Here is a 24,412-nt window from a genome sequence, read left to right on the forward strand (position 1 = left end):
TTTGGGACTCAAGAGAATTAAAGATAAGAAAAATTTCCAGCGGCAACCTATTTTTTAAAAGCTCTGCCCTTCCATCTGAAGCCTGAAAAAACAGAATTAATTACAACCCAGCTGCTGAAAAAAGGATAAACTATACTGCTGAAAAAGTAGCTTTTCACAGCATGTTCGCGGTCAAAGAATTTGGCGCTGTTGTATATGAGTATAAAATCAATATTGAATTTTATGATAAACATAAATGACAGGAGCCAAACCGGAAGTGCTGCTGCCATAGTACGAATCATCACCATCACCAGCAAAAAATTCATCAGGAAGACCAGAAGCCCCATGCCTCTGGAAAAATCCGACTTATATGCAGCTGCTTTTGCTGCCCATCTTACCCGCTGTGAAAATAATGCAGCCCAACTCCCGGTTGCCGAAGTCTGTACAATAGCTTCCGGAGATTTAAGAAAAACTGATCTTAATCCTTTCTGCCTGAATTTCTCCAATAAAAAGATGTCATCACCTCCTGCAAATTCCTGGTTTCCTTCAAAACCATTGACCTCCAAAAACGCCTTTTTTGAGTAGCAAAAATTAGCGCCGTTACACATAAAAGGCAGGTCAACACCAAAGCCGCCGATAGTTGCAGCCTGCAGACTCAAAACATCCATCTCCTGAAAACCTCTCAAAAATGTCATTTTTGCCACCTCTGTTTTTAGCGCAACCGGGGCGGCAATAGCTTTTGCACCTGTCTCCTCAAGGATCGAGTTGAATTTTTCCAGCCACGCCTGCGGCACCAAACAATCGGCATCTGTGGTTAAAATGTAATCATATTCTGAAGCTGAAATCGCTAAGGCCAGTGCGTCCTTCTTCGGACTTCCAGTTTTACGGATGTTATGAAGTAGCCTAATGTTGAGCTGAGGATGCTCCTTCCGGAAACCTTCCCATAATGCAGCCGAATTATCTTCGGAAGCATCATCGACAGCCAGGATCTCGAACATTTCAGCGGGATATTTCAGCTTCAGGAGAGACTCATATAGCGCCTGAAGATTTTCAGCTTCATTGCGGTAGGGAATGACTATCGAAAAATGTGTTTTTGGAGCTGAATTTTTTCCGGAGAATTGAGGCACCTGGAAAAATCCGTAGAGCAGGAAGAGCATGGCCAGTGCGTAAAGTAGCGTAATAATTACTGCGGCCGCGATCATGCTATGGCGTGCTTGGCCTTTTTATACCTAAGGACGTAGTAACTTCCGGCAAGACCGGGCAGTCCGAAATTGAGGATCCAGACCGTGAGCACAATGGTAAGTACAATAATTTGGGGAACTTGTAAAAGTCCGAAGATCCATACTGCAAATCCGCCTTTAATGAAAGCGTCAAAAATGATCATGGTGGGGATAATGGAAGCCAGAATATAGGTGCTGAACACTGCCGCAATAAGCAGCGGATAGGACACATCTACCTGGAACTGCAGCAGTAGAAAGTAGAACTGATGGGTAAAAATGATGAACCTGATACTGGCAAAAATGAGGGTTTTCCACCTTATCTCTTCAGAAACCTTATGAAATGATTCCTCCAGCCTCTGGATCGAATATCCTTTAAGCCTGATCTTGAACTTTTTCATTACAAAATAGGCCATGAAAGGCACAAAAAGAAGTCCGGAAACCAGGATGATATTGAAAACGGGTAATGCAAGATCAACAGAAGTAATTATAAAGAGCAGCCCTGCTATTCCAAAGAAATAAGTAGCGAAAAGCTGGGCAGTATTTCCAAGAAAATTCAAAAAAATGATCTTTCTCCATTCTGCCCGAACATAATAGAGGCATTTCGCTCCATATTCTCCAATCCGGCTAGGCGTGAAGATCGCCGCGGTAAAGGACGCCAGGCTTTCTCTCATGGAACGCATAAAAGAATTATCTCTTACGTGGCTGCTAAGCGTTTGCCATTTTAAGATCTCAAAGTACCAGTTTGCTATTGAAAAAAGCACCAGAATTAAAATATTGGTATAGGAAAAGATCCTGTAACGATCAAGGATATCTACAAAACGGTCGAAGTCCATGCTCTCATCCCTGGTGACCCTGTACCAAATAAATGATACTGCGGCCAATACCACCAGGATCTTGAGAACTAGTGAGAAGAATTGATTAGCTTTGTGCGAGGTTATTCGCATGAATTTATTTAAGAACCCGATAACTGCCGGGCTTTTATTACCGGCACGATTGAACCTGCAATATTACGAAGCTTTTGACTACCGAAAAAATCATTTTAGGCATTGACCCCGGAACCACGATCATGGGATTCGGTCTCATCAAGGTGGTGAATAAAAAAATGTCCTTCCTGCAACTCAATGAACTGCACCTTCAAAAATATGACGATCCTTACGTTAAGCTGAAACTGATCTTTGAGCGTACCGTAGAGCTTATCGACACCTGGCATCCCGATGAGATCGCGATTGAAGCGCCTTTCTTCGGAAAAAATGTGCAATCCATGCTGAAGCTGGGGCGGGCGCAGGGAGTGGCGATGGCGGCAGGTTTAAGCAGGGAAGTTCCGGTAACCGAATACTCTCCAAAAAAGATAAAAATGGCGATCACCGGAAACGGAAATGCCAGCAAGGAACAAGTCGCCGGAATGTTACAAAGCCTTCTTTCTTTAAAATCTCTCCCCAAGAACTTAGACGCCACCGACGGACTCGCAGCGGCTGTTTGTCACTTCTATAATTCCGGTAAAGTGGAAATTGGCAAGAGCTACTCGGGTTGGGCAGCTTTTGTAAAGCAAAATCCGGGGAAAATAAAATAATTTGAAGATGTGGGGATTTGAAGATTTGAAAATGATCATCAAATTCTCCAATTTCTAAATATTCAGATTGAATCAATGTCAGGTATCTATATTCACATCCCGTTTTGCAAACAAGCCTGTCACTACTGTGACTTTCATTTCTCGACTTCGGTAAAGAAGAAGCCGGAGATGGTGGAAGCAATTTGCAAAGAATTGAAGCTGCGGAAGGATGAAATAAAGGATGAGGTGGAGACCATTTATTTTGGAGGGGGAACGCCATCGCTGCTTTCTGCAGAAGAGCTGGCGCAGATCTTCGCAGTGATTCACGAAATTTATGAGGTTACTGCTGATGCCGAGATCACTCTCGAAGCCAACCCCGATGATCTTACTGAAGAAAAGATCAAGATGCTTGCAGCTTCTCCTGTGAATCGGCTGAGTATAGGAGTACAGTCATTTTTTGAAGCAGATCTTAAGTTGATGAATCGGGCGCACAATTCCGAAGAGGCTTTGGAGTCTATAAAACTGGCGAAACAGTATTTTGAGAATATATCCATTGACTTGATTTACGGCATTCCCGGCATGAGCAATGAGCGCTGGAAAGAAAATCTCCAGATCGTCTTGGATCTCGGCGTAGCGCATATTTCAAGCTATGCATTGACGGTAGAACCAAAAACAGCTTTGAAAAGCATGATCGAGAAAGGCAAAGTAGCTCCGGTAGAGGAGGAGCTGGCAAAGGAGCAGTATGAGATCATGATTGAAACTTTACTGGCTGCGGGCTTTGACAACTACGAATTCTCCAACTTCGGTAAACCCGGATTTTTCTCCCGGAATAACACCGCCTACTGGTTCGGGAAATCTTACTTGGGAATAGGGCCTTCTGCACATTCTTTCGATGGCTTCAACCGCAAGTGGAATATTAATAACAATACGCTCTACATCAAGGCCCTTCAAAAAGGGGAAATTCCGGCAGAGGTCGAGCAGCTTTCATTTTCAGATCGCTATAACGAACTGGTCATGACCCGCCTGCGCACCAAATGGGGAATTGCCGTAGATGAGGTTGAAAGGAGCTTTGGAAGAAAATTTAAGGATTACCTGCTCAGAGAGGCTACAAAGTTGATCCAATCGGGAATGCTGGAATGGAACGACAACCGACTCCAGGTTTCCAGAAAAGGTAAATTTTTAAGTGACGGCATTGCTGCAGACTTATTTTGGGTGGAGGAGTAGCGTGAGACAAAACCCTTTCAGGGTTTCAAACCCTGAAAGGGTTGAAAAGTGTAGTTAATTATCCCTTAGAAATTTAATTAAATCTTTTGGATCTTTTCTATTATCCCAAAAACCAATAATAAAGATTTTAGGCAAATCACTTTTGTAGATGATACTATAATGCCTCAGAACGAAAATGCGGGAATCAAGAAAATTTGTAGCCTTGCCTATCTCCGGATTGGTTCTAAGAATTTCGAGCCTTTCCCTGATTGCGTTGTTTAATTTTCGTGAATAGTTTGTATTTCCATTTCGCTCGTTCCAGTACCGAAAGACTTGATCTCTCTGTGCTTTAGCCGTAAAAGTCCAAAGAATTTCTATTTCATCCATTCCTCGTCCTGTCTCATCAGATCTTTTTCAGAAATAAGCCTATTCTCCTTGATATCCACTTCACTCATTTGAAGCATCTCAATTTGTTCAGAAGTTAAGCTTATCTCTTCCTTCTCCTGAGTAGCTCTCAAGAGACCTTCAATGGCATTTAAAAGCTGTTCATTTTCGCTTACCATAATTCGATCGATCAGTCTACTTTTCAATTTTTGTATTGTTTTCATTGCCTTTGCTATTAAGTCCCGTCTAGTAAAGATAATAATTATTAGAGGTATAGATTTTAAATACCATTGATTAAACCTGGAAAGATTGTTCTTTGGGTAGTGAATATTAATAGTCAGAAAAACATTCTATTTTTACAACATCCCAAAGAAACATCCTCAATGCAGGCGAGCATTCAATATAATAGTCAAACTTACACCATCGACTTCTCCAAACCCCTGGATATTTCCCTCAGTCTGAGAGGAGATGACAAGAATCCGGTGGCATGGTATTTAAAGGCGCCAAAAATAGAGCCAGTGAAGGAAGGTAACTGGGTGGGCAAAGTGAGCAAAGGTGCGTCTGTAAATTTCAATAATATCTATTTCAATCCGCATGGGCATACTACTCACACCGAATGTGTGGGGCATATAACCTCGGAATACCATGGCATCAATGACAGTCTAAAAACCTTCTTCTTTGCTGCTAAACTGATCTCTGTTGAGCCGGAAAAATCTGGTGGAGATGAGGTGATCACAAAGGAGCAGTTAAAATCCCTTTTTAGAGAGGGAGAGGCGCAGGCTGTGATCATTCGCACATTACCAAACAGCATCGCCAAGCGCAGCAAACACTACTCTCACACCAATTGGCCGTACTTACAGGAGGAAGCTGCAGTTTACCTGCGGGAATGTGGGGTAGAACATTTGCTCATCGACCTACCTTCTGTAGACCGCGAAGAGGACGGGGGGAAGTTACTGGCCCATAAAGCTTTCTGGAACTATCCAAAAAACACCCGCCTGCAGGCTACGATAACCGAACTGGTTTATGTGCCTTCGCGAATCGAAGACGGCTTCTATTTTTTAAATCTGCAGCCGGCCTCTTTTGAAAACGACGCCGCACCGTCAAAGCCGGTGCTCTACAAACCTCAGAAATTATGAAAACAACTTTAAAACTGGAGGAGCTGGCTATGCTACTACTCGGAATCTACGTCTTTGGCTTTTTGTATTACGAATGGTGGTGGTTTCTCGTTCTCTTCCTCGCGCCCGATCTCGGAATGGTAGGCTACGCTTTTGGAAACAGAGCCGGTGCTTTTCTATATAACTTTTTTCACCACAAGGGAGTGGCGATCATGATCTATCTGCTAGGTTTCTTTTTCCTTATTCCCGTATTGCAGCTCATTGGCGTGATTATGTTCTCTCATGCTGCTTTTGACCGACTTCTGGGCTACGGACTGAAGTTTGAAGAAGGCTTTAAATTCACTCATTTAGGCACCCTGGGAACTTCCGAAGGGAAAACAACTAAAGAAAGTTCTTAGCTCTCTTGATTTCTTATCTTTGAGCTATGGATGTTGAAGGCTTCAGGAATTATTGCCTTGCAAAAAAAGCTGTGACCGAGGAGCTGCCTTTTGGTCCCGACGTACTTGTGTTCAAGGTCATGGGCAAAATGTTTGCACTTGGAGCTTTGGAAAGCCTTCCCTTCAGGGTGAGCCTTAAGTGTGATCCCGAGAGAGCTATTGCTTTAAGGGATGAACATCCCGACCATATTGAAGGCGCTTATCATATGAACAAGAAGCACTGGAACAGCCTTGAGATTGAAATGCTTCCGCCGCAACTGGTGCTTGATTTGATCGAGCATTCTTATGATCTGGTGGTACAAAGCCTTCCGAAGAAACTTCAGCAGGAATTAGATAATCTACAGAGTTAAAAATGCAGGATCCCACAACTTTTTATAATTCACAAATTGAGAAATACCGTTCCCATCTGCAAGCGGCATCACGCAAATTGGGCCTCTCGAGCCTTTTGAGACTACTCGTATTTTTGGCGATGGCTTATGCCGTTTATGCTTTTTGGGGAGATTTAACAGCTGTTGTAGCGTCTCTTCTTGTGGGGATCGGGATTTTCATTTTTCTGGTTTCCCGGCACACCGATCTGCGGTACGAGCGGGACAAATTTCAGGAGTTGATCAATATCAATGAAACCGAACTTGAAGTTTTAAAGCGGAATTTCCAAACCCTGCCAACAGGAGACGAATTCGCCGATCCCCTGCACCCTTACAGTCAGGATATCGATCTCTTCGGAAGAGGTTCCTTTTTTCAGTATCTCAATCGTTCAGCTCTGGTAGAAGGTAAAGAAAAGCTTGCGCAGCTTCTGCTTTCCAATGATATTGATGATATTCACCTGAAGCAGGAGGCCATTAAGGAACTTGCTGAAAAAGCCGATTGGCGGCAAAATTTCTCTGCCATTGCGACCCTGGTCAAAACCGAGACACGTACCCTTACGATCATAGAATGGCTGGACCAATATAAAAATTTTGTCCCCCGAGTAATGAAGTGGTTACCGGTGTTATTTTCAATACTCTCTGCTATTATAATCACGGGTTTCATTCTGGATTATATCAGCGGGGTATCCTTGGGGATCTGGTTTTTTACGGGACTGCTCATCACTGGGTTTTTTATGAAACGTATCAATCTGCTTTCTGACAGGGTGAGCAAAGTGCAGGATACTTTTCACCAGTACTATCAGCTTTTGGCGATAATCGAAAATACTTCGTTTACTTCAGAATTGTTAAGGAAGAATAAAGAGCTTATAGTTTCTGAAGAACAAAAAGCCTCAGTAATCCTGAAAAAATTTTCCAGAGCTATCGACTCCCTGGAACAGGGCAATAATATGATCTTCGGAATTATAGGAAAGGGTTTTATGCTTTGGGACCTGCGATATTCCTGGAAGCTGGAGCAGTGGATAGGTGAACACGGGCAGGAGGTTCAAAAATGGTTTCGCGCTATAGAATATTTTGATGCCTATAATTCCTTCGGAAACTTCGCTTTTAATCACCCATCATATGTGTTTCCCGAACTGCATCACGATTCTCATATTTCTGAAGCTACTCAGCTTGCGCACCCTCTCTTAGATCCTGAAAAGCGTGTTGCGAACGACTTTTCCATTGAAAAGGAACAATTCTTCATCATTACGGGTGCAAATATGGCCGGAAAAAGCACATTTTTGAGAACTGTAAGTTTGCAGATCTTAATGGGAAATGTCGGTCTGCCGGTTTGCGCTACCTTTTGTCATTACACCCCAATCAAGCTCATCACCAGCATGCGCACAACAGATTCGCTTACAGATGATGAATCCTATTTCTTTTCTGAATTAAAGCGGCTGAAGTTCGTTGTGGATGAGATCAAAACCGATCAGTATTTTATTATTCTTGATGAGATTCTGAAAGGCACCAACAGCACAGACAAGGCCATTGGCTCCCGCAAGTTCATAGAAAAACTGATCGGTTCCAATTCCACCGGAATCATCGCCACCCACGATCTAAGCCTGTGTGAAGTAGCTGAAGAACTGCCACAGGTTAAGAATTACTATTTCGATGCCGAGATCATCAACGACGAGCTCAATTTTGACTACCAATTCAAAAAAGGAATTTGCCAGAACATGAATGCCTCTTTCCTGCTGAAGAAAATGGAAATTGTAGACTGAAGGTAGATTTATGAAGTGCGAAGTTAGAATTAGACCTCACAGGTTTTCAAAACCTGTGAGGTCTGCCTTAAAAAAACCACAAGAGATGGCGCGGATTTGCAATCCGTGCCGAGAACCAATAATCTTGAATCCCAAATTTTAAACCTTGAATAATTAAATGGATTCACTTACTCAAATAGTACTCGGTGCCGCGGTAGGCGAAGCTGTACTCGGCAGGAAAGTCGGGAACAAGGCAATGCTGTATGGTGCTATTGCAGGTACCATTCCCGATCTTGATGCTCTTGCAAGCAACTTTACCGATACCATTACCGCAACAGAGATCCACCGCGGAGTTTCTCATTCCATAGTCTTTGCAGTTTTAGCGGCTCCCGTTTTTGGCTGGCTCATTTCAAAGATTGAGAGGAAGAGTGGGGTTGGCTGGAAAGATTGGTCCTGGCTCATGTTCTGGGGTTTATTTACACATCCTATTCTCGACTCTTTTACCACCTGGGGTACGCAATTATTTTGGCCACTGGAAACGGAATTGGCTTTCAAGAGTATTTTCGTGATCGATCCCCTGTACACTTTGCCTTTCATCATCTTTCTCCTCCTCGCTATGCGGCGGAAAAAAGAGGATCCAAAAAGGGCAAAATTCAACCGTCTTGGATTGATCGTTAGCACCACCTATTTACTGCTGACGGTGGTTCTCAAATTGGTAGCTCACCACCAATTTGTGGAAGACCTGGAGCGGCAGGGGATTTTCTATTCCCGTCTTGACACCCGGCCCACGCCATTGAACACTATTTTATGGGCTGCAAACGCCGAAGCCGAGAATGATTTCCTTATTGGTTATTACTCCTTTTTTGATGTGGAAATGGTCAGGTTTGAGGCGGTTCCAAAAAACCATCATTACCTGGGAAGTCTCAAAAATGACAAAAACGTGCAGCGTTTAATAGACATCTCTAAAGGCTGGTACACTATTTCTGAAAAGGACGGTTTCTTATATTTCAATGACCTTCGCTTCGGAAAGTTGAATCCCTCAGATTCCGAATCCAGTTTTGCATTTAGCTATAAGTTAATTCCGGTGGATGAAACTATCAGAGCTGAAGAAGAGCCCAAGCGACCTGAAGATGCTCAACAGATCCTCAAAGATCTTTGGGAGCGTATCAAAGGCAATTAGCTTCAGAAGTTATTTTTAAGGGAAATTCTATATTTACCATTCAACAAAAAATCTGATCATGAAATACCCTTTTTGGAGCCTCATATTCTCTCTACTTTTAAATTTTCAGGCACAGAGTCAAAATCCTTCCGAAGCTCTTAAGCAGGTGATCGAGAAGGTGGATGAGCACAAAGGTTATGACCGAAAAGAATTTCCGCTAGGGCTTTACACCGAAGAATATTATAAAAAGCAGGCCGAATTTGCACGTGAGAGGCTAAAGGAACTGGAAAGGATCAACAAAAATGAGCTTTCTGAAACTGCAAAGATCTCTGCCGAGCTGTTGAGGTATGACCTGCAGGAAACGGTGGATTTCTATGGATATGAGGCTTATTTGAATCCGTTGCTCTCAGATGCCGGCTTTCATGTGAGCCTGCCTTACCACGTGAGGGATTTTAGTAATTATAAGCAGGTGAAAGACTACCTGAACAAGCTAAATGCGATTCCCGCCTATGTAGATCAACACCTGATTTTACTGCGGAAGGGGATCAAAAAAGGCATTTTACAGCCTGCTGTTATTTTTAAGGGATATGAGGCTACCTACGATGACCAGATCGTAGAAGATCCAAAAGAAAGTTATTATTTTTCGCCATTTTTGAAGCTTCCGGCCGTATTGAGTCAGCAGCAGAAAGATTCGGTATTAATTGCAGCTGAAAAAGCAGTTGCTACGAAGGTGATCCCACAATTCAGCCGTGTAAAGACCTTTTTTGAGACCGAATATCTTCCGGCAGCGCGAGAGTCTATAGGAGTTTCAGAAATACCGGGCGGCAGGGAATATTACCAGAACCGCCTGAATTATTATACTACGCTGGATCTTTCCGCAGAAGAGATCCACCAAAAAGGCCTTGAAGAAGTGGCGCGGATCAATTCCGAAATGAAAAAGATCATTGCAGAAGCCGGTTTTGAAGGCAGTTTTGAAGATTTCATTCATTTTTTAAGGACCGATGAGCAGTTTTATGCCGAGACCGGAGAAGAGCTTCTAAAGGAGGCGAGGGATATCTCTAAGCGCATCGACGCCCAGCTTCCGAAATATTTCAAGACGCTCCCAAGGAAACCTTACGGAGTTGCGCCGGTGCCCGATGCTATAGCACCAAAGTACACCACCGGGAGATACGTTGGAGCTAATGATGATACGCAGCCCGGCTACTATTGGGTAAACACCTATAACCTTTCGAACCGGCCTTTGTATGTGCTTCCGGCACTTACTGCTCATGAAGCAGTTCCCGGACACCACCTTCAGATCTCTTTGAATGGGGAGTTGGGAGATAGTATCCCGAAATTCAGAAGGAACTTCTATCTATCGGCTTTTGGAGAGGGATGGGGGCTGTATTCCGAAACTTTAGCAGAGGAAATGGGGATCTACCGCACTCCGTACGAACGCTTCGGAAAACTGACCTATGAGCAATGGCGTGCCGGCCGACTGGTAGTTGATACTGGTATTCATGCACTCGGCTGGACCCGGGAACAGGCGGTGGAGTTCCTTCGTTCCAACACCGCCCTTTCTCTGCATAATATCAACACTGAAGTAGACCGATACATCTCCTGGCCGGGGCAGGCAGTTTCCTATAAAATTGGCGAGATGAAGATAAGGGAGCTCCGCAAAAAAGCAGAAGAGGCTTTGGGCCCATATTTTGACATCCGGAAGTTCCATGAGGTGATCCTGGAGCAGGGAACTGTGACGCTGCCAATTCTTGAGGAGCGGGTGGAGGCGTATATAGAGAGGAGTTTGAAATAGTTTTATTTAGTACTCAGCACGGATTGCAAATCCGCGCTATCGAAACGCAGTACAAAAGGTAGCGCCGATCTTTGATCCGTGACGACTCCAGTCGAAATTTATTTGCAAAGAATTAATTTTTTAAAAGCTCAGCTCGGATTTTAAATCCGCCCTTTTGTAATTTGAAAATAAGTTGGCGCGGATTTCTGATCCGTGCCGTGATTAAACATAATTTTTCTTATATGTCTACCAAATACAAAGCAGCACAACCTAATGAAGGTTATTTTGTAACATTGACTACTGTAGGTTGGGTGGATGTATTTACACGTCCGCAACAGAAGGATGTGCTAATTTCAAGTCTCCAATTCTGTCAAAAAGAAAAAGATCTCGAGATTTATGCTTATTGCATAATGACTAATCATCTGCATATGCTGTGTAAAGCAAGAGGTGAAATTTCTCTTCCTGAAATCATGCGTGACTTCAAAAAATTTACTTCCAAAGAAGTTATAAAAAACATAGAAGCAGAACCCGAAAGTCGTCGTGATTGGATGCTGACCTACTTTGAAGATGCCTGTTACCGTCTCAAGAGAAATCAGAAATACAAAGTGTGGCAGGATGGATATCATGCTGAACATCTGTTTTCCGAAAAGTTTGTTTCTCAAAAATTAAGATATACTCACAATAATCCAGTGAAGGAGAGAATTGTTTTTCGACCTGAAGATTACGTTTATAGTTCTGCAAGAAATTATGCCGGCCTGGAAGGAGAGTTGGAGGTGGTGATTTTGGACTTAGCTTGATTCTTACCTTGCACGGATTACAAATCCGCGCTATCGAAATTTGGAAACAGAGTTGGCGCGGATCTACGATCCGTGACGAGTTCTTATTCTTATGTACTTAGCACAGATTAGAAATCCGCGCTATCGAAAATTCGAAAGTATAGTTGGCGCGGATCTGCGATCCGTGCCGTGAAACCATTTTAAAGTTTACTTTTGTGCCAAAGCATTACTCTCCATGAGCCTCGAACAAGACTTATTCCAAAGAAGCGGATCTCAGTGTGAACTTTGTAGTTCCAAAGAAGATTTGCAAGTATATATGATACCCGATTCTCCTGCAGATGTGGAAAATCACGTTCTCATTTGTGGAACCTGTAAGGAACAGATCGAAGATCCCGAAAAAATAGAGCCAAATCACTGGCGATGTCTCAATGATAGTATGTGGAGTCCAGTTCCTGCAGTTCAGGTAATGGCCTGGAGAATGCTCAACAGGTTAAAAACAGAAGGCTGGCCCCAGGACCTGCTGGACATGATGTACATGGAGGAGGATCAACTGGCTTGGGCTAAAGCAGGTCAGGCTACAGGAGAAAGTGCTGGAGGAATGGTTCACAAAGACAGCAACGGTGTAACAATAGAATCGGGGGATACGGTGGTGCTTATTAAAGATCTTCCGGTTCGCGGCTCCAGCATGGTGGCCAAAAGAGGAACTGCCGTGAGAAGAGTTTCCCTGGTTCATGACAATCCTGAGCATATAGAAGGGAAAGTGGATGGACAGCAGATTGTGATCATTACTAAATTCGTAAAAAAGGTCTAAACGTAATGCCCGGGATCACTATTAGGGTCATCAAATTTCAAATTCACTTTTCACGATTATCAATAGGATGATCTTCGTACCAATCCTCAAAGGTCTTTTCAGTGCTGTAGTCGTCCTTTAGAACTTTATACACTGTTAGTAACCACCATGCCTGTCCTAGAATGACAGTAATTAAAATAAGGGGAAAAGAAAAATTATAAAAAACAAGTACAGCTACCAGGGCTAGTATGACGGTAGTTATAAGAACAAAGAAATGCGCTGAGATTTTCATGCTCTTAATTTACTTACAGCCTAAGAAACAGCGAGTTAAGATTTTGCTAAACCTCTGTTCCTTTGGGAGAAGTTTTAGGATTCTTCAGGAAATTGTTAAAGAATAGGATCCCGACCGTCAAGGGTAGCAGTAAGCTGCTGTAGGCAAGAACCTTAAAATAAGTTGGAAACAAAGGCAGCTCTAGATAAGAAACAATTCCCTTATAGAAAATTAGAACTTCAGTCATGATAAATGCTCCAAAATAGATCCAGAAGATCCCTTTAGGGAATTGAAGCAAATTAAAACGAGAAAGGAAAATAAAGAGCGGGATGCTCACTACTCCCAGGAAAACCCAGTGCAAATAACCAATAACCAGGTCAGGGAAATTGAATACCAGATCTGCAAAGAAAGGAACGGCAGAGAGGGCCTGGAGAAGGATCTTTACTATTAACAACAGTCCGCATAATTTGAGGAGCAGCTTGAAAAAAGGCTTCAGAGGAAAGCTTTTCCATAGTGGAGACAGGATGTGGTAGAGTTTTAAAAAGGAGCTGACTTGTAATACTGCCCCCATAGCACCAAGCAGATAAAAGCTCCAGTGAGGTGCTGTCCACAATACAGAAAGAAAAAAACTAAGAATAACTGCAGCGTTGATCTGCCAGAAGAAGCTCCAAAATTGCCTTTTTTGAGGGACTAGATTTACTTCTTCCAGAATGAAAAATAGTATTCCGCAAAGGGCAAGGATAAACCAAGCGTTATATTGAAAGTGGAGGTAAAAATATATCGCCAGCTTATACCAGATACTGGCACTTCCTGAAGTCACCACTATGGGACCTAAAACCCAGGGTCCTATGCTTGAAAGGACCATAAAGAAAAGTGAAGCCCTGATGAGTTGAAAGGAATTTTTCTTTCGATGTGCAGCAGGGATCTTCTTTAAAAAGAACCAGGTAAGAGAGTAGGAGGCAATGAGAAATAGTGTCGAAAATGTAATGGAAAGAAAAGCATATCCTGTAAAAGGAAAAGTCAGCAACATTCCGATAAGGCAAACCTGGGTAAACCAGAAAATACGCTGATAGACTTTTTCTACAGCAGCCTTAGAGAAATACATGCAATATATAAGGGTGGACAATCCAATATAGACCCAGCCTAAAAGAGCAATGTGAGAATGAGCATGAACCAGGTGACGAAAATTAGCAGGAATTGGAACAACAAAGAAAAATCTCAAAAGCGCTCCCAGGAGTCCGACAAGAAAAAAATATCCAAGGGCGACGTTGGTATGATTTTTTAACTGAATCATCTTCTGTAAGATAGAAATAAAGAGGAGGCAAAAGTAAGGTTTCTGGAGTTGATTTTGTTTTCAGACCTTAAATGCTTTGCCGCCTCTTGTTTTCTGTTATGCTTATTTTTCTATTTACTATTGAGACGAAGTTTCTTTTCAAGGGCGAGAGATTTGGGGAACAGGATGTTGTTCTCTAAATGCACATGCTGATGCAGGTCCTGCTCAAACTCCTCTAGTTTCGCATAAAAAGCTCTGTACGTATTACAGGCTCCCGAAGGTGGATTATAATTGTTGCTCAAAATCGCAATTCTGCGAAGAGCTTCCCCGGCATCTTCGTGTTCCGTTTCCATCATTTTAATAGGATTATCTACCGAACCGAAAGGTGCCTTTGGTAGCTCTCCTCCTTCCGCCTTTGCTTTTGTCATTTGCTTAATGAATGGAAAGAGGATAAGTTCTTCTTTTTTCATATGTGCACTTAGTTCGCCTGCCACTTGTTTTACCAGTTGCTCTATTTCCAGAAGCTCAGAATAATGATGTCCATGCACCTCTGCAACTCTTGCAGCGTATTGCAGCAGTAAGGGAATATTTTCCTCAACATAGGCATGATGTATGTTTATGATATGGTCTGTGAGAAAATCCAGTTCCCAGTTATTATAGTTGGAAGCGTGGGAGGAAGGTCGATCTACGTTGATGAGTTCTTCTGAAAGCAACGTGTAATCTGCACCATATTTTTCACAAGCTTTTTCAAGAGATATGCCTCCACCACAACAAAAATCGATGCCGTACTTTTTGAAGATGTGGGCGGTTTTAATGTTTTCGGTGACCATTTCTGCAACCGTTTTAGCCTTTAGATTTTCCATAATTCTATTTTTAAAATTTACTGTAGTTATTTACAGAAACAAAGGTGCAGGTTATCACCTGTATGGTTTATGAGTGCAGTCATAAAGGACTAAATTGTCCAAATTATTTAAAAAAGAACACCCTCCTGGGAGGGCGTTCTTCTAAAAAACAAACTAATAATACTAACCTAAAACAATTATCAACCATGTAAAACCAGTAATGGCAGCTGGTTTATAAAGGGGATATTTTCATCTTCCTCATTCCGTAGAAATTTTTGACACAAATTGAGATTTTTGGCAGCCAACACTATCATATCCACATCTCTATTGGTCACCAGAATTTTCTTTGGATTCTGCTCTCTTGAGGTGTAGTATGTTTGTAAGACAGGGATACGTGGGGAAAAGGAATCCTGTAAGAACTCCCTGTTCTCCATTTGCTCTAAGGAAGGTTCTGTCTCGCTGTTGAAGATCTCAAGGATCTTTACATTGGCTTTGGACAAGGATGCCAGGTTGAGTAAGGTTCTAAGCACCTTACTACCATAATGGATCTTATAATCTGTGGGAAAAAGGATCTTTTTATGTTCCTTAAAAGTGGCATGTTCAGAAATTGCAAGTACTGGACACTTCACCTTCATCATTACGTCTGATGTATGTTTGCCAATAACTACTCCTTCGTTATTTGTCTTTCCTTTGGTGCCCATAAGGATCAGGTCGATCTGTTTTTCCTGAACCTGGGCTCTTACTGCATTTATGAGATAATCTGCTTTGAAATAGATATGAAATTTATGATCTGGATTGGTGCGGATAGTTTCCAGCCAGGAAAGAAGATCATTAAAATTCTCCTTTACTGTAGGAGACATGGACATATATCCTGTAGTGAGTTTATCTACTGGTACCGAAATCACATGCAACAGATGAAAATGGCAGGGAGTATCCTTGAAGAATTGCAAGGCATAAGCCGCAGCATTCCTGCTATTTTCAGAAAAATCTGTGGGCAATAAGATATTCATCATCAGTCACATCTATTTTACCCAGCAAAAATATGCAGGATGTATAGCGGAAAAAATGATGAAAATCAGTTATTGAAACGATTCTAAATTAGAAAGGGATCAACTAATCCTCTTTAAAGCTTCCACATCTAAAAGCTTAATGTTTCGGCCTTCAATTTCAAGTAATCCTTCCTTCTTGAAATCAGATAAGGTTCTTATAAGGGTTTCTGACGCCATCCCGGCAACACTTGCAAGATCACTTCGCGAGATCCTGATGCTTTTGGTAGGATGTCTCCTTATTTTCTGGGAGAATAAAAGAATTGTTTTTGCTGCTTTTTTTCTGACAGAACCATATGCCATTTCCAGCAATTGCTCCTTAATACCGGTAATATTGTCGCCCATCACATCAATAAGTTCCAGGGTGATATTGCTGTTGTTCATAAGGATGTTCCTGAATTCCTCCTTTGACACCACAAACAACCGTGTCTCTTCCATCGCTGTAGCATATTCGGTATATGCATTGGACTTATTGAAGGAGGTGTTCCCAAAGAAGTCTCCTTCTTTATAGATAGAGGTAATGAGCTCTTTTCCGTATTCATCCATGCGGTGGCTTTTTACTACGCCTTTATCTACAAAGAAAAAATGATTGCTCTGCTTGCCCTCTTCATAAATAGTTTCTCCCGCTTTAAAAGACTGCTCCTCATATTTTTTCACCTCTTCTCTTAGATCCTGAAGAGAGTTTATTTTATGCTTAGAACTTTCAGCTGCAGCAGGCGCTTTTCCTTTTTCCTGCAATTTTTTAAGGATCGCCATTTTTGCCAGTCGGCTTTCAATTGCGCTTATTAGCTCTTCTTCCTCAAAAGGTTTTGTAAGGTAATCATCTGCTCCCAGATCCATACCTCTTCTAATGTCCTTGTGTTCTGTTTTTGCTGAAAGAAATATAAAAGGAATGTGCTGGGTCTCGGGATTACTGGCTAAATTCTCAAGCACTCCATATCCATCCATTTCGGGCATCATGATATCGCAAATAATAATATCTGGCATCTCCTCTCGTGCAATGGCCAGGCCAGATTTCCCGTTGGCGGCTGTGATCACCTCATAATCTGCCAACTCCAGGAGCTCGGCAGTATTTTCTCTTACCACGGTGTCGTCTTCAATAAATAGTACTTTCTTCATTCTTTGATAATAGGTAATTCTACAATAAACTGAGTTCCCGAATTCTCTTTGCTGTTAAAGCTTATGGTACCCCCCAAATTTTCCAGGTGGACCTTAGCGATATTCAACCCTATGCCAGTTCCCTGATTGAGGAGTGCATTTTCTGCACGAAAATATCTTTCAAAAATGTGTTTTTGATCTTTCTCTGGTATTCCCATTCCCTGGTCTGTCACTTTAAATCTGACCTTTTGCCCTCCTACCTCAATTTCAAATTTGATCAAAGTATTTTCGGGGGAGTATTTGATGGCATTGCTCAACAGATTTGACAACACAAGTTCCAGGATCTTTTCATCCTGGTGGAGTATTACGCCATCTAGGTTCTGAGTATATTCAATATTTTGTCCGCTTTTGAGCGTAACATTGGCATTATAGACCACCTCATTGATAAGCTTACTAAGGCTGAAGCTTGAGAACTTGTAATTAACTTTTCCGCTTTCCAATCTCTCTATAGATAGGAAATCATTCAGAATATTATCGAGATAATGGACCTTACTTTTAATCGTGTTGAGGTGCTTCTCCCTTTTGTCCTGTTGGTCTTCCAGTTTATACTTACCTGCCAGGACAACAGAGGTCAAAATGCCACTAAGCGGGGTCTTGAATTCGTGGGAAACAAGAGAAAGAAATTTTGTCTTTAATTCACTTAGTTCTTTCTCTTTTTGGAGTGCATTCTTTATTCGGTTTTCCGCCTCCTTTCGTCGTTTTACCTCCAGTTCGAGGCTGCGGTTTACATTCTGAAGTTTCTGAATACTTTCTTCCAGCTCCTGGGTGCGAATCTTGATCTTACCTTCAAGTTCATTGTTGAGTTTAGTAATTTCTTCCTGGGCTTCCTTTCTAACCGAGATGTCAATGATGAGTGACATCACGTAACTTTCACCTCCAATTTTGAAAGGGTTGAGTCCTGCTTCTACAGGGAATTCATCACCGTTTTTTTTAACACCATAGAGATCTCGTCCATGGCCCATTTGCCTTTTTTCACTATCGTGTAAAAATCCTTCGAAATGCAAATGATGGGTGGGGCGATATTTCTTCGGAATTAGTATGTTGAGAGACTTTCCCTTAAGCTCGCCTTTTTCATATCCAAACATCACTTCGGCGGCCACATTGCTGCTGACTATGGTTTGAGATTTATTTACGACGATTATACCCTCTGAAGCTGCTTCAAACAGTACATTAAATACATGCTCATCTTTTTCAAACATAGGCAGTTCTTGATCAATGCTCATTTTATCCTCTTTGCGATAAAAGCCAAATTTACATAATTTCGATTAACTGAAGCTGAAAGAAAAGAGGTGTCAAAAATGCCATTTTAGAAGGGGATAAAATTGAAAGGATCCGGAGATATTGTTCTCCGGATCCTTTTAGCTGCATACCTGCAGTTCCTATCCTTCATGTATTTCACTCATTGCGGCTGCAGGGGTGCAACTACACGTTATCTTCATCTTCAGTCGAAACAAAATCTTTATCGACCGGCAGGAGATTGTTTGCAAGTTTCGTAACGCCCATGGCAATTAGGACAGCGGTAATGACAAAAAGCAGGAATTTAACCATAAGGCTATCCTCCAAAACATTGCTGTAGAAAGTGAGGATGATCTCTATTGCGAGAAATGCCATTTGAAAACTTGCCTTTAATACCATAGAATAATAATATGGTGTAAAGATACACGTGTGGCAAATTTATTTTGAGGCAATTTGGAAGTTTGACTCAAATTTAACTCGTGGTTTTCAAAAGGTTAATTTCTTTAGGTTAAGAAATCCTAAAGATGATCCATTTCGAAAAATGCTATTTTTCGAGCCTGAAGGTGATCACGGGGCTTTTTGCGTGATTCACAAGGTCTTCACTAAGGCTGCCGTTAAAGAAATGTGATAGACCTTTTCTTCCATGTGTAGCAACTCCCACAAGATCTGCGTCAATTTTCTGAGCAAAGTTGAGGATCCCCTGTTCCACAGAATCATCGTTGTATACATGAAATTCGTAATCGGAAAAATTAAGTCCTTCCAGGCATTTCTTGAGCTTCTTATCTGTTTCTATGGAAGTGAAGAACTCGTTTGCGGTGTTGATGTAAACCAGATGAAGTTTTGCTCCGGTGAGTTTAGAGAACTCCACAACTTTTCTTAAGGCTGCGGTGCCGTTCTCTTCGAGATTTGTTGCAAAAGCAAATTTTTCTAACCTGAATTCCTGGTGCTCATTTTTAATTACGAGAACAGGTATATCTGAAGTTCTTACTACCTTTTCTGTATTAGATCCTATAAACATTTCTTTCAACCCGGTAGCTCCTTGTGAGCCCATGACTATGAAGTCACAGTTGTACTTTTTACTGGTGTCCATAATACCATCAAAAGCCTTATTGATCTCAACGGTGTCATAGATCTTCAGGTCCTTTAGATACGGGCGGGAGAGCAGGTCGTCAAACTTCTTTTTTGCCATTTTCATAAAGAACAGGGCTTCGGGCAAATCATTAGAACGTGTGTCTCCCACAGGGTTCACCATATCTGCCGGCAATTCAATAAGGTGCAGGAGGTAAATTTCTCCTCCATATTTTTTTGCCAGTTGTGCTGCTACTTTTAGGGCTCTTTCTGCCTGTTCCGAAAAATCGATGGGGACCAGGATTCTTTTCATAAGGATGGGTAAATAGGTAAGGTTGATTTAGTTATAAACTTACGAATATTTTTTCAATCAAAATCTTGTTTTCGTTCTACGAAAATATTACTATATTTGCACCGTTGAAGCGAAAAAAAGAACAACGAGGGGACAGAAAGTCCCCTCTTTTTATAGCCGGACCCGGGTATGTTAAGAGAGAAAGTAGAAAATTTACTGCAGGAAGCTTTCGAAGAAAATAATTCATTATTTTTAATTGAGCTGAATGTCACCGAGGCTAACCACATCTCTGTGGTTATTGATGGAGACAATGGAGTGTCTGTAAATGACTGTATTGCGGTAAGTCGCAAGATTGAACACAACCTGGATCGCGAAGAGGAAGATTTTTCTTTGGATGTAGCTTCGGTAGGAGTTTCTGCTCCCCTTGAGATGCCCAGACAATTTTCTAAAAATATCGGAAGGACTCTTGCAGTAACGACGGTAGAGGGAGAGAAATTTGAGGGCACGTTGATCAGCTTTGAGGATGACAAGATCACCTTGAACTGGAAAGCCAGGGAACCTAAGCCTGTAGGCAAAGGAAAAATTACTGTAAATAAAGAAGCTGTCTTGCCTCTAGAGGATGTAAAAGAGGCAAAAGTGATTATAACATTTTAACAGACATAAGATATGGAAAATATCGCGTTGATAGAATCGTTTTCAGAATTCAAGGATGATAAGTCTATAGATAAGCCAACTTTAATGGCGATCCTGGAGGAAGTCCTGAGAAGTGCACTGAAAAAGAAGTATGGGGAAGATGACAATTTTGATATCATTGTAAACCCAGATAAAGGAGATCTTGAGATTTGGAGAAATCGTGTTGTAGTGGCCGATGGGGAAGTAGAGGATCCAAACCAGGAAATTTCTCTAACCGAAGCGCGTAAGATCGAACCCGATTTTGAAGTAGGAGAAGATGTTTCAGAAGAAGTGAAGTTGATCGATCTTGGGCGACGTTCTATTCTATCCCTGCGCCAAAACCTTATTTCTAAGGTGCATGAGCATGACAACACTAATATTTATAAGCATTTCAAAGAACTTGAAGGAGAAATTTATACTGCCGAGGTGCATCATATTCGTCACCGCGCAATAATTCTACTTGATGATGAAGGGAATGAAATCATCCTTCCAAAGGACCGGCAGATTCCTTCAGATTTTTTCCGAAAAGGAGAGAACGTAAGAGGAGTGATCGAAAGTGTGGAATTAAAGGGGAATAAACCCGCAATTATAATGTCAAGGACTTCTCCTTTGTTTCTGGAGAAACTTTTTGAACAGGAAATTCCCGAAGTATTTGATGGCCTGATTAATGTAAAGAAGGTGGTTAGAATTCCTGGCGAAAAGGCCAAAGTTGCCGTAGATTCCTATGATGATCGAATTGATCCTGTAGGAGCTTGTGTTGGGATGAAAGGTTCCAGAATTCACAGTATTGTGAGAGAACTGGGGAATGAGAACATTGATGTGATCAATTATACCACTAATAATCAATTGTTGATCACCCGCGCATTGAGCCCGGCTAAGATCACTTCCCTAAAGATCGATGAAGAAAATAAACGTGCTGAGGTAATGCTGAAGCCCGAAGAGGTTTCAAAAGCAATTGGACGTGGAGGTCATAATATTAGACTGGCAGGACAATTGACAGGTTATGAAATTGACGTGTTTAGAGAAGGAGTTGAGGAAGATGTTGAGTTGAGAGAATTTGCCGATGAAATTGAAGACTGGGTGATTGCAGAGTTTGCAAAAATTGGTCTTGACACGGCAAAAAGTATATTAGAGCAGGATGTTGATGATCTTGTGAAGAGAACCGATCTAGAAGAGGAAACTGTTCGCGATGTTATGAGGGTTCTAAGAGAAGAATTTGAAGAAGAGAATAATAGTTAAGAATAAAAGAGGATAATTTAGAGGGCAATTTATGGCTGAAGCAAAAACAATGCGATTAAATAAGGTACTACGCGAATTCAATATTTCGTTGGATCGTGCTGTGGAATTTCTCAATTCCCAGGGCCACGAGATCGAGGCGCGTCCTACCACAAAAATTTCGGGGGAGATCTATCAGGTGCTTTCTGATGAATTTCAAACCGATAAAAGCAAGAAAGTTGAGGCGAAGGAAGTAGGCGAAGAGAAGCGCAAAGAGAAGGAGAGCTTACGTCTTGAACGTGAAAAAGAGCAGGAAGAAAAGCGAAAGCACGAGGAAAAGCAGGAGGTGATAAGAGCCAAGACCAGTCTTGAAGGCCCTAAGCAAGTCGGCAAGATAGATCTTGACAAACCTAAAGCTGCTGCTCCGGTTGAAAAGACTGAAACTCCTGCAGAAGAGCCCAAATCACCTGAACAGCCACAGGCAGAAGCTCTGAAGCAAGAGGAAAAGAAAGCAGAAGCTCCTAAGCCAGAACCTGCCCAGCCTGAAACTCCAAAAGCACCGGAAGCTCCTAAAGCACAGGAAGAAAAACCGGCAGCCGAGAAGCCTAAAGAAGAAGCTGCGCCCGAAGCTTCTAAGGAAGAGGAATCTTCTACGGTTACAACAAAATATCAGAAACTTAGTGGTCCTAATTTTACAGGAGAGAAGATCGATCTTTCTCAATTCAAAAAGCCTGTAAAAAAGAAAGACGAAAAGGATAAAAAGGCGGAAGAAGAAAAAGACAAGCGTAAAAAGCGTCGCCGCCGTATTAGCAAAGATGTTAAAGGTTCCCCAGGTCAAACTGGTGGTGCTGGAGCAAAAGGAAATAAAGGCAAACGTACCCGTCCTGTTACCAAAGAGGAGCCGAGTGAAGAGGAAGTACAGAAGCAGGTGCGGGAAACTCTTGAGAAATTACAGGGGAAATCCAGCAAAGGCCGTGGTGCAAAGTATCGTAAGAACAAGAGAGATACTCACCGTCAAAGAACTGAGGATGCTCAGCTTGAAGAAGAGAACAAGGTACTTAAGGTTACGGAATTTGTAACGGTAAGTGAAGTTGCTACCATGATGGATGTACCGGTAACGCAGATCATTTCTGCTTGTATGTCTCTTGGCATGATGGTGACCATGAACCAGCGTCTGGATGCGGAAACCTTATCTATCGTTGCCGAAGAATTCGACTATGAAGTAGAATTTGTTACGGCCGATCTTGATGAGCCAAAAGCCGTGGAGCCAGAGAATCCTGAAGATCTTAAAGATCGCGCGCCAATCGTAACTGTGATGGGACACGTAGATCACGGTAAAACTTCGCTTCTTGATTATATTAGAAAAGAAAATGTAATTGCAGGAGAGAGTGGTGGTATTACCCAGCACATTGGTGCCTACGGAGTAAAACTAGATAATGGTCAAAAAATAACATTTTTGGATACCCCGGGTCACGAAGCCTTTACGGCGATGCGTGCGAGAGGGGCCCAGGTGACCGACCTTGCAATTATTGTAATTGCAGCAGATGATGATGTGATGCCACAAACAAAAGAGGCGATCTCTCACGCACAGGCGGCGGGAGTGCCTATTGTCTTTGCAATCAATAAATCTGATCTGCCTACTGCAAATCCCGAGAAGATCAAGGAAAGACTTGCAGGTATGAACCTGCTTGTTGAAGACTGGGGTGGTAAGATTCAGTCTCACGACATCTCTGCCAAAACCGGTTTGGGCGTAAAGGAACTTTTAGAAAAAGTAATTCTGGAGGCCGAGATCCTAGAATTGAAAGCAAACCCAGATAAACAAGCGACCGGAACTGTAGTGGAAGCCTATCTTGATAAAGGTAGAGGTTACGTGTCTACGATCCTTGTACAATCTGGTACCCTAAAAATTGGGGACTATGTATTAGCAGGACGTCATAGCGGAAAAGTAAAGGCCATGCAGGATGAGCGTGGAAAGGATGTAAAAGAGGCAGGACCTTCAACTCCGGTTTCTATTCTTGGGCTTGATGGTGCACCTCAGGCAGGTGATAAATTCAAGGTGATGACAGATGAGCGTGAAGCGAGGGATATTGCTGCTAAGCGTACACAGCTTCAAAGGGAACAGTCTGTAAGAACCCAGCGTCACATTACACTTGATGAGATTGGACGTCGAATTGCACTTGGTGACTTTAAAGAACTTAATATTATTCTTAAAGGTGATGTTGATGGTTCTGTAGAAGCCTTGACCGATTCCTTCCAGAAGCTTTCGACCGAAGAGATTCAGGTAAACATCATTCATAAAGGTGTTGGGGCAATCACAGAAAGTGATGTGCTCTTAGCCTCGGCATCCGATGCGATTATCATTGGATTTAATGTAAGACCTGCTGGAAATGCGAGAACAGTAGCCGAGAAGGAAGAGATCGATATCCGAACTTATTCTATTATTTACGATGCCATTAATGACCTTAAAGATGCTATGGAGGGAATGCTTTCTCCTGTAATGAAAGAGGAAATTACCGGTAATGCAGAAATAAGAGAGATCTTCAAGGTTTCAAAGATTGGAAGTATTGCAGGGTGTATGGTAACGGATGGTAAGATCTACAGAAATGCTCAGATAAGGCTTATTCGTGACGGTGTGGTAGTGTATACAGGAGAACTTGCGTCTCTAAAACGCTTCAAGGATGATGTCAAGGAAGTTTCAAAAGGATACGACTGTGGATTACAGATCAAAAATTACAACGACATTAAAGAAGGCGATGTAGTTGAATCATTCCAGGAAGTAGCTGTTAAGAAGAAGTTGAAATAATATTCGATATTATAAATTAAAAAGGGACGCCATTGGCGTCCCTTTTTTT

General features: G+C 42.0%; 25 protein-coding genes. 13 read left to right on the plus strand and 12 right to left on the minus strand.

Translation table 11 applies throughout. The features are described 5' to 3' along the window. Positions 1-47: 47 nt before the first annotated feature. Together HC175_RS05480 and HC175_RS05485 are read right to left on the minus strand one after the other, a co-directional pair. Positions 48-1,181, minus strand: a complete 1,134-nt coding sequence (locus HC175_RS05480; RefSeq protein WP_168137461.1) for a glycosyltransferase — start codon at positions 1,179-1,181, stop codon at positions 48-50. Beyond that, positions 1,178-2,143: a hypothetical protein gene (locus tag HC175_RS05485; protein ID WP_168137462.1), complete on the minus strand. Its 966-nt coding sequence runs from the start codon at positions 2,141-2,143 to the stop codon at positions 1,178-1,180. Before HC175_RS05485 ends, HC175_RS05480 begins: the two co-directional genes overlap by 4 nt. Before the next feature lie 74 nt (positions 2,144-2,217). Here HC175_RS05485 and ruvC point away from each other — a divergent pair, with 74 nt between their 5' ends. Together ruvC and hemW are read left to right on the plus strand one after the other, a co-directional pair. Then, on the plus strand, positions 2,218-2,769 hold the full coding sequence (gene ruvC, locus HC175_RS05490; protein WP_168137463.1) for a crossover junction endodeoxyribonuclease RuvC: 552 nt from the start codon (positions 2,218-2,220) through the stop codon (positions 2,767-2,769). A 75-nt stretch (positions 2,770-2,844) separates the two neighbouring features. Continuing rightward, positions 2,845-3,972, plus strand: a complete 1,128-nt coding sequence (gene hemW / locus HC175_RS05495; protein WP_168137464.1) for a radical SAM family heme chaperone HemW — start codon at positions 2,845-2,847, stop codon at positions 3,970-3,972. A 54-nt stretch (positions 3,973-4,026) separates the two neighbouring features. Here the strand turns inward: hemW and HC175_RS05500 are convergent, their stop codons facing one another. Both HC175_RS05500 and HC175_RS05505 read right to left on the minus strand, forming a co-directional pair. Beyond that, on the minus strand, positions 4,027-4,338 hold the full coding sequence (locus tag HC175_RS05500) for a type II toxin-antitoxin system RelE/ParE family toxin (protein ID WP_168137465.1): 312 nt from the start codon (positions 4,336-4,338) through the stop codon (positions 4,027-4,029). Next, positions 4,326-4,541, minus strand: a complete 216-nt coding sequence (locus HC175_RS05505) for a hypothetical protein (RefSeq protein WP_168137466.1) — start codon at positions 4,539-4,541, stop codon at positions 4,326-4,328. Before HC175_RS05505 ends, HC175_RS05500 begins: the two co-directional genes overlap by 13 nt. A 177-nt stretch (positions 4,542-4,718) precedes the next feature. Between HC175_RS05505 and HC175_RS05510 the strand changes: the two genes are divergently transcribed. The 8 genes from HC175_RS05510 to HC175_RS05545 all read left to right on the plus strand — a co-directional run bounded on the left by HC175_RS05510 (position 4,719) and on the right by HC175_RS05545 (position 12,508). Further along, positions 4,719-5,471, plus strand: coding sequence for a cyclase family protein (locus HC175_RS05510; RefSeq protein WP_168137467.1), 753 nt, complete (start codon positions 4,719-4,721; stop codon positions 5,469-5,471). Then, a complete protein-coding gene (locus HC175_RS05515; protein WP_168137468.1) occupies positions 5,468-5,848 on the plus strand; it encodes a DUF4260 domain-containing protein in 381 nt (126 codons plus the stop codon). The genes HC175_RS05510 and HC175_RS05515 overlap by 4 nt, the downstream gene beginning before the upstream one ends. Positions 5,849-5,874: 26 nt before the next feature. Beyond that, the gene (locus HC175_RS05520) at positions 5,875-6,237 is read left to right on the plus strand and encodes an MmcQ/YjbR family DNA-binding protein (RefSeq protein WP_168137469.1); all 363 of its coding nucleotides are present in this window, start codon (positions 5,875-5,877) and stop codon (positions 6,235-6,237) included. A gap of 2 nt (positions 6,238-6,239) precedes the next feature. Continuing rightward, positions 6,240-8,012, plus strand: coding sequence for a MutS-related protein (locus tag HC175_RS05525; protein WP_168137470.1), 1,773 nt, complete (start codon positions 6,240-6,242; stop codon positions 8,010-8,012). A gap of 157 nt (positions 8,013-8,169) precedes the next feature. Next, positions 8,170-9,171 carry a metal-dependent hydrolase gene (locus HC175_RS05530; RefSeq protein WP_168137471.1) on the plus strand — a complete coding sequence of 334 codons (1,002 nt, stop codon included), beginning with the start codon at positions 8,170-8,172 and terminating at the stop codon, positions 9,169-9,171. A gap of 58 nt (positions 9,172-9,229) precedes the next feature. Continuing rightward, positions 9,230-10,942, plus strand: a complete 1,713-nt coding sequence (locus HC175_RS05535) for a DUF885 domain-containing protein (protein ID WP_168137472.1) — start codon at positions 9,230-9,232, stop codon at positions 10,940-10,942. 221 nt (positions 10,943-11,163) lie between these two features. After that, a complete protein-coding gene (locus HC175_RS05540) occupies positions 11,164-11,718 on the plus strand; it encodes an REP-associated tyrosine transposase (RefSeq protein ID WP_168137473.1) in 555 nt (184 codons plus the stop codon). Positions 11,719-11,932: 214 nt separating this feature from the next. Continuing rightward, entirely contained in the window at positions 11,933-12,508 is a 576-nt protein-coding gene (locus HC175_RS05545; RefSeq protein ID WP_168137474.1) for a PhnA domain-containing protein, read from the plus strand. A gap of 43 nt (positions 12,509-12,551) precedes the next feature. Here the strand turns inward: HC175_RS05545 and HC175_RS05550 are convergent, their stop codons facing one another. The 8 genes from HC175_RS05550 to HC175_RS05585 all read right to left on the minus strand — a co-directional run bounded on the left by HC175_RS05550 (position 12,552) and on the right by HC175_RS05585 (position 19,694). Further along, positions 12,552-12,779, minus strand: coding sequence for a hypothetical protein (locus tag HC175_RS05550; RefSeq protein WP_168137475.1), 228 nt, complete (start codon positions 12,777-12,779; stop codon positions 12,552-12,554). A 46-nt stretch (positions 12,780-12,825) separates the two neighbouring features. Continuing rightward, the gene (locus tag HC175_RS05555; RefSeq protein WP_168137476.1) at positions 12,826-14,052 is read right to left on the minus strand and encodes a hypothetical protein; all 1,227 of its coding nucleotides are present in this window, start codon (positions 14,050-14,052) and stop codon (positions 12,826-12,828) included. Positions 14,053-14,162: 110 nt separating this feature from the next. Further along, entirely contained in the window at positions 14,163-14,894 is a 732-nt protein-coding gene (ric, locus tag HC175_RS05560; protein ID WP_168137477.1) for an iron-sulfur cluster repair di-iron protein, read from the minus strand. Between the two features lie 179 nt (positions 14,895-15,073). After that, the gene (locus HC175_RS05565) at positions 15,074-15,886 is read right to left on the minus strand and encodes a universal stress protein (protein ID WP_168137478.1); all 813 of its coding nucleotides are present in this window, start codon (positions 15,884-15,886) and stop codon (positions 15,074-15,076) included. Positions 15,887-15,982: 96 nt separating this feature from the next. After that, the gene (locus tag HC175_RS05570) at positions 15,983-17,038 is read right to left on the minus strand and encodes a response regulator (protein ID WP_168137479.1); all 1,056 of its coding nucleotides are present in this window, start codon (positions 17,036-17,038) and stop codon (positions 15,983-15,985) included. Continuing rightward, positions 17,035-18,300 carry a PAS domain-containing sensor histidine kinase gene (locus tag HC175_RS05575; protein WP_235942525.1) on the minus strand — a complete coding sequence of 422 codons (1,266 nt, stop codon included), beginning with the start codon at positions 18,298-18,300 and terminating at the stop codon, positions 17,035-17,037. Before HC175_RS05575 ends, HC175_RS05570 begins: the two co-directional genes overlap by 4 nt. A gap of 199 nt (positions 18,301-18,499) precedes the next feature. Next, a complete protein-coding gene (locus HC175_RS05580) occupies positions 18,500-18,712 on the minus strand; it encodes a hypothetical protein (protein ID WP_168137480.1) in 213 nt (70 codons plus the stop codon). 145 nt (positions 18,713-18,857) lie between these two features. Next, the gene (locus HC175_RS05585) at positions 18,858-19,694 is read right to left on the minus strand and encodes a universal stress protein (protein ID WP_168137481.1); all 837 of its coding nucleotides are present in this window, start codon (positions 19,692-19,694) and stop codon (positions 18,858-18,860) included. A 168-nt stretch (positions 19,695-19,862) separates the two neighbouring features. Between HC175_RS05585 and rimP the strand changes: the two genes are divergently transcribed. From rimP to infB, 3 genes are read left to right on the plus strand one after another with little or no spacing between them, the layout of a single operon-like run. Continuing rightward, positions 19,863-20,327: a ribosome assembly cofactor RimP gene (gene rimP, locus HC175_RS05590; protein ID WP_168137482.1), complete on the plus strand. Its 465-nt coding sequence runs from the start codon at positions 19,863-19,865 to the stop codon at positions 20,325-20,327. A 12-nt stretch (positions 20,328-20,339) separates the two neighbouring features. Next, positions 20,340-21,584: a transcription termination factor NusA gene (nusA, locus tag HC175_RS05595; RefSeq protein ID WP_168137483.1), complete on the plus strand. Its 1,245-nt coding sequence runs from the start codon at positions 20,340-20,342 to the stop codon at positions 21,582-21,584. Positions 21,585-21,615: 31 nt separating this feature from the next. Beyond that, positions 21,616-24,363 carry a translation initiation factor IF-2 gene (gene infB, locus HC175_RS05600; RefSeq protein WP_168137484.1) on the plus strand — a complete coding sequence of 916 codons (2,748 nt, stop codon included), beginning with the start codon at positions 21,616-21,618 and terminating at the stop codon, positions 24,361-24,363. Positions 24,364-24,412: the final 49 nt, after the last annotated feature.

It is taken from the genome of Salinimicrobium oceani, from assembly GCF_012037645.1.

Excerpts from the sequence above, each read along its gene's own strand:
- HC175_RS05530 (WP_168137471.1), top strand. The coding sequence starts at position 8,170 with ATGGATTCACTTACTCAAATAGTACTCGGTGCCGCGGTAGGCGAAGCT.
- HC175_RS05585 (WP_168137481.1), bottom strand. The coding sequence starts at position 19,694 with ATGAAAAGAATCCTGGTCCCCATCGATTTTTCGGAACAGGCAGAAAGA.
- HC175_RS05580 (WP_168137480.1), bottom strand. The coding sequence starts at position 18,712 with ATGGTATTAAAGGCAAGTTTTCAAATGGCATTTCTCGCAATAGAGATC.
- HC175_RS05550 (WP_168137475.1), bottom strand. The coding sequence starts at position 12,779 with ATGAAAATCTCAGCGCATTTCTTTGTTCTTATAACTACCGTCATACTA.
- hemW (WP_168137464.1), top strand. The coding sequence starts at position 2,845 with ATGTCAGGTATCTATATTCACATCCCGTTTTGCAAACAAGCCTGTCAC.
- HC175_RS05485 (WP_168137462.1), bottom strand. The coding sequence starts at position 2,143 with ATGCGAATAACCTCGCACAAAGCTAATCAATTCTTCTCACTAGTTCTC.
- HC175_RS05520 (WP_168137469.1), top strand. The coding sequence starts at position 5,875 with ATGGATGTTGAAGGCTTCAGGAATTATTGCCTTGCAAAAAAAGCTGTG.
- HC175_RS05565 (WP_168137478.1), bottom strand. The coding sequence starts at position 15,886 with ATGATGAATATCTTATTGCCCACAGATTTTTCTGAAAATAGCAGGAAT.
- HC175_RS05510 (WP_168137467.1), top strand. The coding sequence starts at position 4,719 with ATGCAGGCGAGCATTCAATATAATAGTCAAACTTACACCATCGACTTC.
- HC175_RS05570 (WP_168137479.1), bottom strand. The coding sequence starts at position 17,038 with ATGAAGAAAGTACTATTTATTGAAGACGACACCGTGGTAAGAGAAAAT.
- infB (WP_168137484.1), top strand. The coding sequence starts at position 21,616 with ATGGCTGAAGCAAAAACAATGCGATTAAATAAGGTACTACGCGAATTC.
- HC175_RS05575 (WP_235942525.1), bottom strand. The coding sequence starts at position 18,300 with ATGAGCATTGATCAAGAACTGCCTATGTTTGAAAAAGATGAGCATGTA.
- HC175_RS05515 (WP_168137468.1), top strand. The coding sequence starts at position 5,468 with ATGAAAACAACTTTAAAACTGGAGGAGCTGGCTATGCTACTACTCGGA.
- HC175_RS05480 (WP_168137461.1), bottom strand. The coding sequence starts at position 1,181 with ATGATCGCGGCCGCAGTAATTATTACGCTACTTTACGCACTGGCCATG.
- HC175_RS05555 (WP_168137476.1), bottom strand. The coding sequence starts at position 14,052 with ATGATTCAGTTAAAAAATCATACCAACGTCGCCCTTGGATATTTTTTT.
- HC175_RS05535 (WP_168137472.1), top strand. The coding sequence starts at position 9,230 with ATGAAATACCCTTTTTGGAGCCTCATATTCTCTCTACTTTTAAATTTT.
- HC175_RS05525 (WP_168137470.1), top strand. The coding sequence starts at position 6,240 with ATGCAGGATCCCACAACTTTTTATAATTCACAAATTGAGAAATACCGT.
- ric (WP_168137477.1), bottom strand. The coding sequence starts at position 14,894 with ATGGAAAATCTAAAGGCTAAAACGGTTGCAGAAATGGTCACCGAAAAC.
- nusA (WP_168137483.1), top strand. The coding sequence starts at position 20,340 with ATGGAAAATATCGCGTTGATAGAATCGTTTTCAGAATTCAAGGATGAT.
- HC175_RS05500 (WP_168137465.1), bottom strand. The coding sequence starts at position 4,338 with ATGGATGAAATAGAAATTCTTTGGACTTTTACGGCTAAAGCACAGAGA.
- rimP (WP_168137482.1), top strand. The coding sequence starts at position 19,863 with ATGTTAAGAGAGAAAGTAGAAAATTTACTGCAGGAAGCTTTCGAAGAA.
- HC175_RS05545 (WP_168137474.1), top strand. The coding sequence starts at position 11,933 with ATGAGCCTCGAACAAGACTTATTCCAAAGAAGCGGATCTCAGTGTGAA.
- HC175_RS05540 (WP_168137473.1), top strand. The coding sequence starts at position 11,164 with ATGTCTACCAAATACAAAGCAGCACAACCTAATGAAGGTTATTTTGTA.